Source organism: Variovorax sp. FW305-3-2-15-B-LB1 (genome assembly GCF_058787635.1).
This window is the reverse complement of record NZ_JBYSZY010000006.1, coordinates 143215-156196: the sequence shown is the minus strand read 5'-3', so window position 1 is coordinate 156196 and position 12982 is coordinate 143215. Positions and strand designations below refer to the sequence as shown.

General features: G+C 69.3%; 16 protein-coding genes. 8 read left to right on the top strand and 8 right to left on the bottom strand.

Annotated elements, in window-relative coordinates; genetic code table 11:
- Position 1: 1 nt before the first annotated feature.
- The 3 genes from nthA to AC3WQR_RS06180 are packed head-to-tail and all read left to right on the top strand — an operon-like array spanning position 2 to position 1676.
- The gene (gene nthA / locus AC3WQR_RS06190; protein ID WP_492741443.1) at positions 2–640 is read left to right on the top strand and encodes a nitrile hydratase subunit alpha; all 639 of its coding nucleotides are present in this window, start codon (positions 2–4) and stop codon (positions 638–640) included.
- Positions 637–1302 (top strand): nitrile hydratase subunit beta, encoded by a 666-nt coding sequence (gene nthB / locus AC3WQR_RS06185; RefSeq protein WP_492741442.1) that lies wholly within the window; start codon positions 637–639, stop codon positions 1300–1302. The genes nthA and nthB overlap by 4 nt, the downstream gene beginning before the upstream one ends.
- A complete protein-coding gene (locus AC3WQR_RS06180; RefSeq protein WP_492741441.1) occupies positions 1299–1676 on the top strand; it encodes a nitrile hydratase accessory protein in 378 nt (125 codons plus the stop codon). Before nthB ends, AC3WQR_RS06180 begins: the two co-directional genes overlap by 4 nt.
- On the opposite strand, the gene AC3WQR_RS06175 is transcribed toward AC3WQR_RS06180, so the two are convergent.
- Complete coding sequence (locus tag AC3WQR_RS06175) at positions 1673–3100, bottom strand: FAD-binding oxidoreductase (RefSeq protein ID WP_492741440.1); 1428 nt, start codon at positions 3098–3100, stop codon at positions 1673–1675. The genes AC3WQR_RS06180 and AC3WQR_RS06175 overlap by 4 nt on opposite strands.
- Complete coding sequence (locus AC3WQR_RS06170; RefSeq protein WP_062476618.1) at positions 3097–3513, bottom strand: DUF2069 domain-containing protein; 417 nt, start codon at positions 3511–3513, stop codon at positions 3097–3099. The genes AC3WQR_RS06175 and AC3WQR_RS06170 overlap by 4 nt, the downstream gene beginning before the upstream one ends.
- Before the next feature lie 66 nt (positions 3514–3579).
- Between AC3WQR_RS06170 and AC3WQR_RS06165 the strand changes: the two genes are divergently transcribed.
- The gene (locus AC3WQR_RS06165; protein WP_492741439.1) at positions 3580–4791 is read left to right on the top strand and encodes a YihY family inner membrane protein; all 1212 of its coding nucleotides are present in this window, start codon (positions 3580–3582) and stop codon (positions 4789–4791) included.
- A gap of 22 nt (positions 4792–4813) precedes the next feature.
- On the opposite strand, the gene AC3WQR_RS06160 is transcribed toward AC3WQR_RS06165, so the two are convergent.
- Complete coding sequence (locus AC3WQR_RS06160; protein ID WP_062476696.1) at positions 4814–5164, bottom strand: Mpo1-like protein; 351 nt, start codon at positions 5162–5164, stop codon at positions 4814–4816.
- A 98-nt stretch (positions 5165–5262) separates the two neighbouring features.
- Between AC3WQR_RS06160 and AC3WQR_RS06155 the strand changes: the two genes are divergently transcribed.
- Together AC3WQR_RS06155 and AC3WQR_RS06150 are read left to right on the top strand one after the other, a co-directional pair.
- Positions 5263–5646 (top strand): thioredoxin family protein, encoded by a 384-nt coding sequence (locus tag AC3WQR_RS06155; RefSeq protein ID WP_139705773.1) that lies wholly within the window; start codon positions 5263–5265, stop codon positions 5644–5646.
- A gap of 21 nt (positions 5647–5667) precedes the next feature.
- A complete protein-coding gene (locus AC3WQR_RS06150; RefSeq protein ID WP_062476626.1) occupies positions 5668–6333 on the top strand; it encodes an NAD-dependent epimerase/dehydratase family protein in 666 nt (221 codons plus the stop codon).
- Positions 6334–6357: 24 nt separating this feature from the next.
- Here the strand turns inward: AC3WQR_RS06150 and AC3WQR_RS06145 are convergent, their stop codons facing one another.
- The gene (locus AC3WQR_RS06145) at positions 6358–7164 is read right to left on the bottom strand and encodes an alpha/beta fold hydrolase (protein ID WP_070059720.1); all 807 of its coding nucleotides are present in this window, start codon (positions 7162–7164) and stop codon (positions 6358–6360) included.
- A 1-nt stretch (position 7165) separates the two neighbouring features.
- Positions 7166–8476, bottom strand: coding sequence for an O-acetylhomoserine aminocarboxypropyltransferase (locus AC3WQR_RS06140; protein WP_369644093.1), 1311 nt, complete (start codon positions 8474–8476; stop codon positions 7166–7168).
- 148 nt (positions 8477–8624) lie between these two features.
- Between AC3WQR_RS06140 and AC3WQR_RS06135 the strand changes: the two genes are divergently transcribed.
- Positions 8625–9083 carry a CBS domain-containing protein gene (locus AC3WQR_RS06135; RefSeq protein ID WP_062476634.1) on the top strand — a complete coding sequence of 153 codons (459 nt, stop codon included), beginning with the start codon at positions 8625–8627 and terminating at the stop codon, positions 9081–9083.
- 19 nt (positions 9084–9102) lie between these two features.
- Here AC3WQR_RS06135 and AC3WQR_RS06130 read toward each other — a convergent pair whose 3' ends face one another.
- Positions 9103–10086: a Bug family tripartite tricarboxylate transporter substrate binding protein gene (locus AC3WQR_RS06130; protein ID WP_492741438.1), complete on the bottom strand. Its 984-nt coding sequence runs from the start codon at positions 10084–10086 to the stop codon at positions 9103–9105.
- Between the two features lie 8 nt (positions 10087–10094).
- A complete protein-coding gene (locus AC3WQR_RS06125) occupies positions 10095–11207 on the bottom strand; it encodes an adenosine deaminase family protein (RefSeq protein ID WP_492741437.1) in 1113 nt (370 codons plus the stop codon).
- Between the two features lie 85 nt (positions 11208–11292).
- On the opposite strand from AC3WQR_RS06125, the gene AC3WQR_RS06120 reads away from it, so the two are divergent.
- On the top strand, positions 11293–12195 hold the full coding sequence (locus AC3WQR_RS06120; protein ID WP_159275177.1) for a LysR family transcriptional regulator: 903 nt from the start codon (positions 11293–11295) through the stop codon (positions 12193–12195).
- Here the strand turns inward: AC3WQR_RS06120 and AC3WQR_RS06115 are convergent.
- Positions 12192–12890 (bottom strand): N-acetyltransferase, encoded by a 699-nt coding sequence (locus AC3WQR_RS06115; RefSeq protein ID WP_492741436.1) that lies wholly within the window; start codon positions 12888–12890, stop codon positions 12192–12194. The genes AC3WQR_RS06120 and AC3WQR_RS06115 overlap by 4 nt on opposite strands.
- Between the last annotated feature and the right edge of the window lie 92 nt (positions 12891–12982).

Genomic DNA, 12982 nt, shown 5'->3' with positions numbered 1-12982 from the left:
GATGACCGGCCATGACCACTCCCACGACCATTCCCACGACCACAGCGAACTCGGCGAGATGGACCTGCGCGTGCGCGCCCTCGAAAGCGTGCTCACGCAAAAAGGCTACATCGACCCCGCCGCGCTCGACGCGCTGATCGACACCTACCAGACCCGGATCGGCCCGCGCAACGGCGCACGGGTGGTGGCGCGGGCCTGGGTCGACCAGACGTTCCATGACTGGCTGATGGCCGACGCCACGGCGGCCATCGCCTCGCTGGGCTATACGGGCCGCCAGGGCGAACACATGGTGGCCGTGGCCAACACCGACGACCAGCACCACATGGTCGTCTGCACCCTGTGCAGCTGCTACCCCTGGCCCGTGCTCGGCCTGCCGCCCACCTGGTACAAGAGCGCGCCCTACCGTTCGCGCGCCGTGAAAGACCCGCGCGGCGTGTTGGCCGACTTCGGCACCACCTTGCCCGAGGCCACGCGCATCCGCGTCTGGGACTCGACTGCCGAGGTGCGCTACCTCGTGATCCCGCAGCGCCCGGCCGGCACCGAGGGCTGGAGCGAAGACGAGCTCGCCGCGCTGGTCTCGCGCGATTCGATGATCGGCACGCGCGTGGTCGAGGCGCCGTCGGCAAGGAGCACGACATGACCTACACGACGCATGCCGACCTCGGCGGACAACCCGGCTTCGGCCCCGTCACGCCCGAGCCCGAAGGCGAGCTGTTCCATGGCGCCTGGGAGCCGCGCGCGCTGGCGCTCACGCTGGCCATGGGTGCCACCGGCTCCTGGAACATCGACACCAGCCGCGCCGCGCGTGAGACGCTGCCTGACTACCGCGACCTGAGCTACTACCAGATCTGGCTCGGCGCGCTGGAGCAGCTGATGCTGCAGCGTGGCCAGGTCTTCGCGGACGAGATCGAATCCGGGCAGATGCACCATCCGGCCGCACCGGTCGCCCGCGTGCTGCAGGCCGCGAACGTGCCCGCCGTGCTCGCCAAGGGCTCCGGCACCGAGCGCCCCGCATCGGCGCCCGCGCGCTTTGCGGTCGGGCAGGCCGTGCGCATGCACCTCGGGCGCGTCGACCACCACACGCGCCTGCCGGCCTATGTGCAGGGCAAGCGCGGCACGATCGAGCACATCCACGGCGCGCACGTGTTCGCCGATGCGAATGCGCAGGGCCTGGGCGAGCAGCCGCAGTGGCTCTACACCGTGGTCTTCGACGAGGCCGAGCTGTGGGGCGAGGGCACGCCGCGCCAGAACCTCGCGGTATCGGTCGATGCGTGGGAAAGCTACCTGGAGCCTGCGGCATGAAGGCGAACGACATGCCGCCGCTCGCACTTGCTCCGGGGATGCCGCGCGACGCCGACGGGCCGGTGTTCAGGGAACCGTGGGAGGCGCAGGCCTTCGCGATGACGCTCGCGCTGCACGAGCGCGGGCTGTTCAGCTGGGTCGAATGGGCCGAGGCGCTGGCCACCCAGATCAGCGCTGCGCAAGCCGCAGGCGACCCCGACACGGGCGACACCTACTACCGCCACTGGCTCGCCGCGCTCGAAAACCTCGTGGCGCGCAAGGGCGCGAGTTCCGGCGACGAGCTGACCCGCTACCGCCACGCCTGGGACCACGCGGCGGAGCGCACGCCGCACGGCCAGCCGATCGAGCTGCGCGGCGAAGACTTTCCGGGCTAGACGCGGATCACGCGCCCCGGGTTCAGGATGTTCTTCGGATCGAGCCCGCGCTTGATCGCCCGCATCATCTCCAGCGCCACCGGCGACTTGTGCTTCTCGAGCTTGTCGACCTTGAGCGAGCCCACGCCATGCTCGGCCGAGAACGAGCCGCCGAACTGCTCGACCGCGTCGTAGACCAGCGTGTTGATGCGCTCTTCCTCGTTCTTCAAAAATGCCTTGGTGTCGATGTTCTCGGGCGCCTGCACGTTGTAGTGCAGGTTGCCGTCGCCAAGGTGGCCGAAGTTGACCAGCCGCACGCCGGCGATCTCGCGTTTCAGCAGAGCGTCGGTGGCTTCCACGAAGGCGGGAATGCGCGACACGGGGATCGAGATGTCGTGCTTGATGTTCAGCCCTTCCTCTGCCTGCGCGAGCGGAATGCTCTCGCGGATGTGCCAGAGCTGGTGCGCCTGCGTGAGGTTCTCGGCCACCACCGCGTCGGTCACGCAGCCGTCTTCGAAGGCGGTTTCGAGCAGCGCCTCGAAGCGCGCGCGGGCGTGGTCCTCGGACTCGCTGTCGGAGTTCTCGAGCAGCACGCAATACGGCACGGCCTCGTCGTCGATGAAGGGCACGCGCAGCTGCGGCATGTGCTTGTCGACCAGGCTCAGCGCGAACTTGCCCATCACCTCGAAGCCCGTGAGGCCCGAGCCCAGGTGCTTGTGCGCCAGGCCCAGCAGCGTGACCGCATGGTCGAGCGAAGGCACGGCCGCCCAGGCCGTGAGCTGCGCGGCGGGCAGCGGGTAGAGCTTCATGGTCGCCGCGGTGATGACGCCCAGCGTGCCTTCGCTGCCGACGATCAGGTCGCGCAGGTCGTAGCCGGTGTTGTCCTTGCGCAGGCCGCTCGTGCCTTCCCAGATCTCGCCCTGCGGCGTGACCACTTCCAGGCCCAGGCACAGGTCGCGCGTGTTGCCGTAGCGCACGACCTGCGTGCCGCCCGCGTTGGTCGCGAGGTTGCCGCCGATGGTGCAGCTGCCTTCGGCCGCGAGGCTCAGCGGGAACAGGTAGCCGGCTTTCTCGGCGGTCTCTTGCAGCGTCTGCAGGATGCAGCCGGCCTCGACGGTCATCGTGAGGTTGGCGGCGTCGATGTTGCGGATGGCGTTCAGTCGCTGCAGGCTCAGCACCACCTGCGTGCCGCTGTCGTCGGGAATGGAGCCGACCGCCAGGCCGGTGTTGCCGCCCTGCGGAATGACGGCCGTGCCGGCCGCGGCGCAGGCCTTGACCACGTCGGCCACCTGCTGCGCATTGGCCGGGCGCACCACGGCGAGCGACTTGCCGCGCGCGCGCTTGCGCCAGTCCTGCTCGTAGGCCGCGAGGTCGCCCTCGGTCAGCACGTGCGTGGCGCCGACGATGGCGCGCAGTTGGTCGAGGAGGGAAGAAGAGGTGGTCATTGGGCGGAAGCCTCCAGGGGACGGGCAGCAGCAGCGGCGGCCTTGGCGTGGCGCAGGCGAAGGCGCACATGCCACGCGCAGGCCGCGAAGAGCACGAGGCACAGCAGCACCTCGACGAGCGCGAGGACCTGCCCCACGCCGTTGGTGTCGCTCCAGGCGCGCACCACGCCTTCGGTGAAGTAGAGCCAGATCATCAGGCTGACCCAGCGGTAGGTGTACATGCGGTTCTTGTAGAGCCCCGCGAGCGGAATGACCAGCGGCAGCACCTTGAGCGCGAGCAGCGAGCCGCCCGGGCGCAGCGGCGCCAGCCACAGCTCCCAGGCCAGGCCCAGCACGATCAGGCCGACGAGGCTGCCCACGGCGGCCCATCGGGTGGCGCGGACGGAAGAGGGCGGGAGTGGGGTGTCGGACACGGTGGCGGCGAAAGAAGAAGAGGGGGCGCACCGGGGGGCCGGGCGCCTCTGGAAAGAGCGGATGGCATGATACCGGGCATGAATCGTCGGCAGCTTTGGAGGGATCTTTCGCGCTTTCCTTGGCGCAACACCGCAGCGGTATTGGGGGAGCGTTTCCGCGAAGACCGCCTCGGCCTCACGGCCAGCAGCCTGACCTTCACCACCACCATCGCCATGGTGCCGTTCTTCACGGTGGCGCTTGCCCTCTTCACCGTGTTTCCGATGTTCGCCACCATGCAGGGCCGCCTGCAGCGCTGGCTGATCGAAAGCCTGATTCCCGACAATATCGCGCGCCAGGTGCTGGGCTACCTGAACCAGTTCGCGAGCAAGGCCAGCGGGCTCGGTATCGCGGGCCTGGTGGTGCTGCTGATCACCGCCATCGCGTTGATCCTCACGATCGACAAGACGCTCAACAACATCTGGCGCGTGCGAACGCCGCGGCCGCTCGCGCAGCGGGTGCTGATCTACTGGGCCACCATCACGCTGGGGCCGCTGATCCTTGCGGTGAGCCTGTCGACCACCTCGTACGTGTTCGCCGCTTCGCGCGACGTGGTGGGTGGAGGCATCGTCAAGCTGGCCTTCGACTCCCTGGAATTCCTGCTGCTCGCGGCCGGCATGGCCGGGCTGTACCACTACGTGCCGAACACCACGGTGCGCTGGTCGCATGCCTGGGCCGGTGGCCTCTTCGTGGCGGCGGCCATCGAGATCGCCAAGCGCGTGCTGGGCTACTACCTGAGCCTGGTGCCGACCTATTCGGTGCTGTACGGCGCCTTCGCCACCTTCCCGATCCTGCTGGTGTGGATCTACGTGGCCTGGGTGATCGTGCTGCTGGGCGCCGTCATCGCGGCCTACCTGCCGAGCCTGCTGACCGGCGTGGCGCGCCGGGGCGGCGCGGCGGGCTGGCCGATGCAGCTCGCGATGGAGGTGCTGCAGCACCTGGCGCGCGCGCAGGCCACGCCGGCCAAGGGCATGGGCGCGAGCGAACTGCTGACGCGCATGCGGGTCGACGGGCTGCAGCTGGTGCCGGTGATCGACACGCTGGTGCGGCTCGACTGGATCGCGCCGCTGGCCGAGGAGCCCGCCAACCAGGACCCGCGCTACGTGCTGCTGGCCGACCCGTCGACGCCCATCGAACCGCTGCTGCGCGAGCTGCTGATGCCGCGCGCCGAACCGCTCGAAGACCTGTGGCAGAAGGGCCCGCTGCGCACGCTGCGGCTGGGCGACGTGCTATTGATCTAGGAGCGCCCTGGCGTTCGGTCCGTCAGATCTTGACCCGGCCGGCCCAGATGTCGCGGTACATCGTCCAGTCGCCCATGAAGGAATACAGCGGGCGCTTGAACGAGGCCGGCTTGTTCTTCTCGAAGCCGAAATGCCCGACCCAGGCGAAGCCGTAGCCCGCCACCAGCCCGGCCAGCAGCCACCACGGATTGAGCGTGACCACCAGGGCCACGAGGCACAGCAGCGAGATCGTCGAGCCCGCGAAATGCAGCCGCCGGCAGGTGACGTTGGCGTGCTCGGTCAGATAGAAGGGATAGAACTCGGCAAAGCTCGTGAAGCGGCGCGGATCGACCGTGGCCGGCGTGTCCGGCGCGGCAGGGGTGGAGGTGTTCATCGTGGGTCTCCTGCGCCCCGCAGGGGCTTTGTTGATAATAGCCACGACCCCGCGGCCGCACCACCCGGGTTCGCCATCCCACCTTCGCCGTATCCACCTTGAGCGCTGTTCCCGTCGTCCCCGTCGATTCTTCCGCCGATGCCAACGCGCTGTGGGTCGTCTGCCTGTGCGCCGAATGGTGCGGCACCTGCCGCGACTACCGGCCGCTGCTGGTCGAGCTGGCAAAGGCGCATCCGCAGTTCCGCTTCGCCTGGGTCGACATCGAGGACCACGCCGAGATCGCCGACGCCTTCGACGTCGAGACCTTCCCGACCCTGCTGGTGGCGGGCGCCGACGGCACGCGCTTTCTCGGTCCGCTGCTGCCGCACATCGAAACGCTGTCGCGGCTGCTCGGCGCGCTGCAGCCGCCGCAGCCTTCCAGCCTCGACGTCGACCTGCTGCTGGCCGTGCTCGAGAAAAAGCCCGCGGCCTTCGCGGTCTGACCTCTTCGGAGCTTCCCTCCCATGAACATCCTGATCTTTGGCGCCACCGGCATGGTGGGGCAGGGCGTGCTGCGCGAGTGCCTGCTGGCGCCCGACGTGGAACGCGTGGTGGCCGTGGGACGCAGCGCCACCGGGCAGCAGCATCCCAAGCTGCAGGACCTGGTGCACAAAGACATGTACGACTACCGCGCCATCGAGTCGCAGCTGACGGGTTTCGATGCCTGCTTCTTCTGCCTGGGCGTGTCGTCGGTCGGCATGAAGGAGCCGGAGTACAAGCGCATCACCTACGACCTGACGATCGCGGCCGCCACCGTGCTGGCGCGGCTCAACCCGGGCATGACCTTCACCTACGTGACGGGCGCCGGCACCGACAGCAGCGAGCGCGGCGAACGCATGTGGGCGCGCGTGAAGGGCGCGACCGAGAACGCGCTGATGCGCCTGCCGTTTCGCGCGTCCTACATGTTCCGGCCCGGCATGATCCAGCCGCTGCACGGCGTGCGCTCGAAGACGCCGCTGTACGACGCCGCGATCGTGGTGCTCAAGCCCGTGCTCGGGCTGGCCCACCGCTGGTGGCCCGACCGCGTGACCACCACGGAGAAGGTGGGCCGCGCGATGCTCGCGGTGGCGCGCCGGGGCGCACGCAAGGTGCTGCTCGATCCGGCGGACATCAACGCGCTGGGCAGCTGAGCTGCCCCGCGTTCTTCGCAGTTTTCAGCCCGCGACGAAGTCGCGCAGCGCGAACAGCACCTCGTCCGGCGCCTCGCTCATCAGCGCGTGGCCGGCATGCACTGTCACCACCTTGGCGTTGCGCGCCTTGCCCACCAGCGCCTTGGTGGCGCGCGGCGGCGTCATCTGGTCGGCGTCGCCCAAAAGGAACAGCACGGGGCACTGCACCTTCTCCATCGCGGCTTCGCCGTTCGCGTAGTCGTTGCAGGCCTTGAAGCCGATGTGGAACACATTGGCCTCGCGGTTGCTCGCGAGCACGCGGCGCATCAGCGCGCGCGAGCTGCCGTACAGCCACGTGCCCGGGCCGAGCGACGAAGGCGGCGGCGCGAGCAGCGAGTGCGAGAAGGTGTTGACCATGGCGATGGCGCGCTGCGGATCGCTCACCGAGCTTTCGAGCAGCGCGGGCGACACCACCATCGGGTAGGCCGTGCCGACCATCGCCAGCTGCGTGATGCGTTCGGGCGCGCGTGCCGCGGTTTCGAGCGCGATCAGCGAGCCGAAGCTGTGGCCGACCAGCGCGGCCTTCTGCACACCCGCCGCGTCGAGCAGCGCGATGACGAACTGCGCCGCCTCTTCCACGCTGGCCGGCGGTGCGCCGGCGCTCTTGCAGTGGCCGGGCAGGTCGACCGCCAGCACGTTCCAGCCGTGGTTGGCGAACCAGCGGCTTTGCAAAATCCACACGCTGTGGTCGTTGAGCACGCCGTGGATGAACACCACCGTGGGCTTGGCCGCATCGAAGGGCTTGCCGGCGGTGTAGCAGTAGGTGTCGTGGCCGTTGACGGTGTAGTTCATCTCAGGCACCCGCCTTTTCTGCGGCCTTCAGCGCGCGCTTGAGGTCGTCGATCAGGTCGGCCGGATCTTCGAGCCCGATCGACAGACGGATCGTGCCTTGCGAAATGCCCGCGCCCGCCAGTGCCTCGTCGGTCATGCGGAAGTGCGTGGTGCTGGCCGGGTGGATCACCAGGCTGCGGCAGTCGCCCACGTTGGCCAGGTGGCTGAACAGCTTGAGCGCCTCGATGAAGGCCTTGCCCTGCGCGCGGCTGCCCTTGATGTCGAAGCTGAACACCGCGCCGGCGCCGCGCGCGCCGTGGCGCAGCAGCTTCTGCGCGAGCGCATGGCTCGGGTGCGACTCGATCAGCGGATGTCCCACGCGCGACACGAACGGATGGCTGGCCAGGAACTCGACCACCTTCTGCGTGTTGTCGATGTGGCGCTCCATGCGCAGCGGCAGCGTCTCGATGCCCTGCAGGATCAGCCAGGCGGTGTGCGGGCTCATCGAGGCGCCGAAGTCGCGCAGGCCTTCGCGGCGTGCGCGCAGCAGGAAGGCGCCGACGGTGCTTTCCTCGCTGAAGACCATGTTGTGGAAGCCGTCGTAGGCCTGCGTGAGCTCGGCGAACTTGCCCGACTTCTCCCAGTCGAAGCTGCCGCCGTCGACCACCACGCCGCCGATGACGGTGCCGTGGCCCGACAGGAACTTGGTGGCCGAGTGGTAGACCAGGTCGGCGCCCCAGTCGAAGGGCTTGATGAGGTAGGGCGAGGTGAGCGTGGAGTCGACCAGCAGCGGCACGCCGGCTTCGTGGGCGATGTCGCTCACGGCGGGGATGTCGAGCACGTCCAGGCCCGGGTTGCCCACGGTCTCGCCGAAGAAGAGCTTGGTCTCGGGGCGCACCGCGGCGCGCCAGCCATCGAGGTCGCCGGGCTTCACGAAGGTGGTCTCGATGCCGAAGCGGCGCATCGTGTAGTGCAGCAGGTTCTGCGAGCCGCCGTACAGCGCGGTGCTGGCGACGATGTGCGAGCCCGCGCCCATCAGCGTGGCCACCGACAGGTGCAGCGCCGCCTGGCCGCTGGCCGTGGCGATGGCGCCGATGCCGCCTTCGAGCGCCGACACGCGCTGTTCCAGCACCGCGTTGGTCGGGTTGCTGATGCGCGAGTAGACGTGGCCGGCGCGTTCCAGGTTGAACAGCGCGGCCGCGTGGTCGCTGGATTCGAAGACGAAGGAGGTCGTCAGGTGGATGGGAACGGCCCGCGCGCCGGTGGTGGGGTCGGGGGCGGCGCCGGCATGCAGCGCGAGGGTGTCGAAACCGGGGTCGGAATAACCGGGCATGAAGGCCTTTCTGTTGTCTCTTCGCAATGCCCCGTGACGCCGGCAATGCTTGCACAGGCGACAGGGGCGTTCGGGTCGGCGTCGATTGTGGGCTATATTCAAATCGGCACGACGCCGAGAACGACGAATCCCCGAGAGGAGCACCACCATGAAAGTCAGCGACATTCTTCGCGTCAAGGGCAACACGCTCTTCACCACCACGCCCGACGACCCGCTGGCGGAAGCCGCCAAGACCATGGCGGACAAGGACATCGGCTCGCTGGTGGTCATGGAGCACGGCGACCTGGTCGGCATGCTCACGTTCCGTGAAGTGATCGTGGCGGTCGTCAACAACGGCGGCCAGGTCGGGACCACGCTGGTGCGCAAGGCCATGGACGACGCGCCCGTCACCTGCACGCTCGAAACCGACCTCGACGAAATCCGCCGCATCATGCTGGAGCGCCACGCGCGCTACATGCCCGTGATGGACAAGCGCATGCTCATGGGCGTGATCAGCTTCTACGACGTGGCCAAGGCCGTGGTCGACGCGCAGAACTTCGAGAACAAGATGCTCAAGGCCTACATCCGCGACTGGCCGGAAGACGAGAGCAACGAAAAGGCCGGCTGAGCCCGGCCGGCCGGACCGCCTACTCTTTGATGTTGGCGGTCTCTACGATCTTCTTGTTGCGTGCGTACTCCGACTGCACGAACTTCCCGAACGCCTCCGGCGTTCCGCTGCCCGGCAATGCGCCTTGCTCCGCCAGCTTGGCGCGCACGCCTTCCTCCTGCAGCACCGCATTCAGTTCCTGGTTGAGCCGCGCCACCACGGCCGGCGGCGTCTTCGCGGGCGCGAAGATGCCGGTCCAGCTCACCATGTCGTAGCCCTTGAGGCCGGGCATCTCGTTGAAGGTGGGCACCTGCGCGAGCGCCGGCAGGCGCTGGCTGCCGGTGATGCCCAGGGCCTTCAGGCGCTTGCCGTTCACGTGCGGGATGGCGCTGGTGCTCACCAGCATCGCGAGGTCGACCTGGTCGCCGATGACGTCGGTGGCGATCTGCGCACCGCCGCGGTAGGGCACGTGGGTCACGAAGATGCCGCTGCGCTCCTTGAGCAGTTCCATCGCCAGCTGCAGCACGGTGCCCACGCCCGAGGTGGCGTAGTTGTAGTGGCCCGGCTGGGCCTTGGCGAGCTTCACGAAGTCGGCGTAGCTGCGCACATCGAGGCCGGGGCGCGCCACCAGCACCATCGGCGCGGTGTTGAGCAGGCCGACGGGCGCCAGGTCTTTCAGCGGATCGAAGCGGAAGGCCGAGGGGTTGACCAGCCGGCCGATGGCGATGGCGCTGTCGGGGCCGACCACCAGCGTGTAGCCGTCGGGCGCCGCGCTCACGGCCTTGGCCACGCCGATGGCGCCGCCCGCGCCGCTCACGTTCTCGATGACCACCGACTGCTTGAGTCGCTCGCCCAGGCGCTGCGCCACGAGACGGGCGTTGACGTCCACGCTGCCGCCGGCCGTGTAGGGCACGATCAGCGTGAGGGGCTTGGCGGCGGGCCAGGCCTGCTGGGCGAGGGCGCCCGTGGGCAGGGCGGCGCAAAGCGCTGCGGCGGCGAGGATCAGGCGGCGGTTCGTGGTCATGGCGGGGTTCATCCGGGGAAGGGAGTGGCGGAAGGCGTGGGCTCGCAGGGCAGGCGGGCGCGCAGCGCGTCGAAGTCGACGCTCCATTCGGCGCGCCACTGGCGGCGCTGCGTGTCGTCGATCCAGGCGCCGTCCAGGCCGTTGTGCATGAAGCCGCGCAGGTCGTCCAGGCCGAAGCCGAAGTCGCGCACCATCATCAGCCAGGCGCCCGTGGGCGTGACCTGGTGCAGCGTCGGGTCGTCGGTGTTCGGATGGATGCGCAGGCCCAGGCCGGGCATGCGGCGGATCGGGTGGTCCAGCGCCCAGCGCTCGGGCGGCAGCGTGCGCAGGTAGTAGGAGTTGGTCGGCACCACGGTGAAGATCACGCCGCGCTCGGCGCACTGGCGCGCGAAGTCGGGCTGGTCGACCACCGTGTAGCCGTGGTCGATGCGGTCGACCTGCAGCAGCTCGAGCGCGGTGCGCACATTGGTCCAGGGCATGCCGAACTCGCCGGCGTGCGCGGTGGTCTTCAGGCCGGCCTTCTTCGCATCGGCATACGCGCGGGCGAAGAGCTCGGGCGGCCGGTCGTTCTCGCGGTAGTCGATGCCGATGCCGATCACCTCGTCGCAGCGGTGGGCCCGGACCCACTCGACCATCTCCACGGCCGCTTCGGCGCTGGCCTCGCGGTCGATGGCGGCGATGAGCCGTCCGGTGATGCCGAACGCCTGCTGCGCATCGTGGATCGCGCGGACGATGGCGCCCTGCGCGAGCGGGTAGGCAATGCCCGAGCCGTGCACCGTGCCGGTCGGGTTCCAGAAGAACTCGGCGTAGCGCACCTGGTGCGAGGCCGCGTCCTGCAGGTATTCGAGCGTGAGCTGGTACAGGTCGTCGGCGCTGCGCACCAGCTGGGCGTCGAGCGCGCGCAGCACGCGCAGCACGCCCACGGGCTTTTCGCCGCGCGTGTAGAAGCCGTCGATTTCCGCGTCGGCCAGCGGCGCGCCGGCGCGCCGGTTGAGCTGGCGGAAGGTGTCGTGGCGCACGGTGCCGAAGAGGTGGCAATGCAGCTCCACCTTGGGAATCGCGCGCAGCATCGCTTCGAGCGTGAAAGGAGCGGCGGCGGGCGCAGGCACGGCAAGGGTCATGCGGCGCAGTCTAGGCAGTGCATGCTCATAAGGAAAATTTTGAATTTCTATAATTTGATTCATTGAATCGATAACCAGGACGCCCATGGCCGCCTTGCCCCTGCGTGCGCTCACGCTGCGCCAGCTGCAGTGTTTCTCGGTGCTGGTCGAGGAAGGGCACTTCGGCCGCGCGGCGCGCCGGCTCGCCATCACGCAGCCCGCGCTGAGCAACGCGATCAAGCAGATGGAAAAGCTGCTCGGCGCCGAGCTGCTGACCCGCTCCACTCACCGGCTCGAACTCACGCCGGTCGGCGCCGAGGTGCTGGCGCGCACCGATTTCCTGGTCCACACCTTCGAGGTGGCGCTGCGCGACATCGAGAGCACGGTGCAGCGCGGCCGGGCCTACGTGCGCGTGGGCGTGATCCCCTCGGCCAGCGCGCGCGTCGCGGCGGCGGCGGCCGGCTTCCTGCAGCAGCGCGCCGAGGTGGAACTGGCCTGGCGCGATGCACCCTCCACGGTGCTGCTGGCCGAGCTGCGCAGCGGCCAGCTCGACATGGCCGTGGCCGCGATCACCGAGCCGCCGGGCGGCCTGGAATGCATCGACCTGTTCCGCGACCCGCTGGTGCTGGTGGTGCGCAGCGACCATGCGCTGGCGGCGGCCGGCGAGGCGCGCTGGGAGGCCATCGGCAGCGAGCGCCTCGTGCTGTTCGAAAGCGGCAGCATGCCGGCGCTGGGCGACCCGGCGCGCGCGCAGTTCGCGCAGGGCGCGCAGCCGTACCGCGTGAGCTATTCCGAAACGCTCTACGCGCTGGTGCGCAGCGGGCAGGCGCTGGGGCTGATGCCGCGGCTGTACACCTCGTCGCTGCGCGACCCCGAGCTGGCCGTGGTGCCGCTGTCGGCGCCGCGCATCGAGCGGCGCGTGGTGCTGGCCTACCTGCCGGGGCCGATGCGCAACGTGGCAGCGCAGGAACTCATCGGGTTCCTGCGCGAGCGGCTGCCGCAGGCCTAAGCAGTCTCCAACATCGCCATGCGCGTTTCGCTGCTGAAACGCTCCAGCGTCCAGCCTTCGCCGAGCATGAACATGCGCGTGTGCAGCTGCGACAGCGTGTCGCCGTCCACTTCGTCGCCGAGGTAATTCAGCCGCTTCTCGCGCAGGTCGACGAAGCCCGTCGTGTAGTCCCGCCCCAGGCGCAGCCACAGCGCATGCGCGCCCGGCGACTGGCGCGCGCCGCTCATCAGGCACATGCCGCTGCCCAACGCCCAGCGGTACACGGCCGTGGCCAGCCCGCGCCGCTGGTAGGCGGGGTCGTATTGCGAATGCGGCGCGCGGATGTGGCGGTCGGCGCGGCGGTCGAGCTCGATGAGGCGGTTGAACACGGTGTAGCCGACCAGCCGCTGGTGGCGCACGTCCTCGATGTACACGTAGGTCTCGCCGTCGGCCTCGCGAAAGCGCGCGCGCAGGTCGGGGTCGTCCAGGCGCAGCGCGGGCAGGTCCCGCACCCGGTCGCCCATGGCGCGCATGCGCTCGTACACCGGCGTCAGCGGCTCGCTCGGGCGACCCTTCTTCGGATCGACGTCGATGCGCAGCTCGGCCGGCCGCAGCCAGCGGCGGCGCAGCGCGTCGAACGACAGCCAGGCGGGCCAGGGCGGCAGGGCAGGCGAAGGCGAAAAAGAGACGGAAGGGGAGCAGGCAAGAGCCACCACGGGGAAATCCTCACGACGAAACACGACGACGAAGCGGGCGAGGTCCTTCCGCGCGGCACGGGGCCGGAGGCGGGAAGAAGGTCGGACGCTGG